We start from the raw sequence: 1,279 nt of genomic DNA on the forward strand, positions 1-1,279 counted from the left end.
GTCGGTCGGATCGGCTAGGATTCGTACATGCGTTCGACTGGTTCGGTGGCTCTGGAGGCGGCTCTGGACGAGCTGTCGGCCGAGCGGCTGGACGGGTCGTTCGGGCCGGCGCTGCTGGAGCGGCAGGCGGAGCTGGTCGTCGCGGTCAACCGATTGAACGCGGAGCTGGCCCGGACCACGCGGCAGTGCGAGCTGGCCGATGCCGCCGAGGTCGATGGCAAGGCCTCGATGCAGTCCTGGCTGCGTGGGCACGCCCGGTTCTCCGCCCGTGCCGCGTCCTCGCTGGTGCGCACCGGCCGGGCGCTGGAGCACCTGCCGGCGGTGGCGGCGGCGTTCGCCGCCGGTTCGGTGACCGCGGAGGCGGTCTCGGTGATCGCGCCGATCACCGACGCCAAGCACCTGGCCGCGGCGCAGGATGCCGGTGTGGAGCTGGCCGAGATCGATCAGTTGCTGACCGAGGCCGCGACCACCCGCTCGCATCAGGACCTGCGCCGGATCGTGCACCACTACCTGGACCGCCTGGACCCCGACGGAACCGAACCGGACCCCACCGAGCAGCGGTCGCTGACCTGGGCCACGCACGCCGACGGCTCGCTGTCCTCCCGAGGCGAGCTGGACGCCGTGGGTGGGGAGAAGTTCCAGGCCGCGATCGAGTCCATCCTGCAGGCCTCCCGCCCCGCCGGGGACACCCGCACCCGCGCCCAGCAGTCCGCCGACGCCCTGGTCCAGCTGTGCGACAACGCCCTCGCCGCCGGCAGCCTGCCGGTCCTGCGCACCCAGAAGCCGCACGCCATCGTCACGGTCCCGATCGAGGACCTCATCGATCCCGCGGCCGGCCCCGGTGCGGCCACGCTCGGGTTCGGCGCCACCATCTCCGCTGCCCGGGCCCGCTGGCTGGCCTGCGACGGCAACGTGACCCGCATCGTCATCGGCCCCGAAGGCCAACCGCTGGACCTCGGCCGCTCCCACCGCGTGGTTCCGCACCACCTCCGCCGGGCGGTCGAGGCCCGCGACGGGCACTGCATCTTCACTGGCTGCGACGCCCCCACCCACTGGTGCGACGTCCACCACGTCATCCACTGGGCCGACGGTGGAGACACCTCACTCGGCAACTCAGCACTCCTGTGCGAGCGGCACCACACCAAGGTCCACCACGGGTTCTCCATCGAGCGCGACACCCGCGGCCGATGGCACACCTACCGGCCCGACGGCACCGAGATCCACGTCCTCCCACGGATCACCACCGAACCGGTCACCACCCGCGCCGGCTGAACGAGCC

The 1,279-nt window shown here is 72.5% G+C and carries 1 protein-coding gene; it reads left to right on the forward strand.

Translation table 11 applies throughout. The annotated features are described in order from the left end of the window. Window positions 1-27 precede the first annotated feature (27 nt). Window positions 28-1,272, forward strand: coding sequence for an HNH endonuclease signature motif containing protein (locus tag DQ237_RS19285; protein WP_113801768.1), 1,245 nt, complete (start codon window positions 28-30; stop codon window positions 1,270-1,272). Window positions 1,273-1,279 lie beyond the last annotated feature (7 nt).

The organism is Blastococcus sp. TF02-8, from assembly GCF_003319175.1.
In the GTDB taxonomy this organism is placed as follows: Bacteria; Actinomycetota; Actinomycetes; order Mycobacteriales; family Geodermatophilaceae; genus Blastococcus.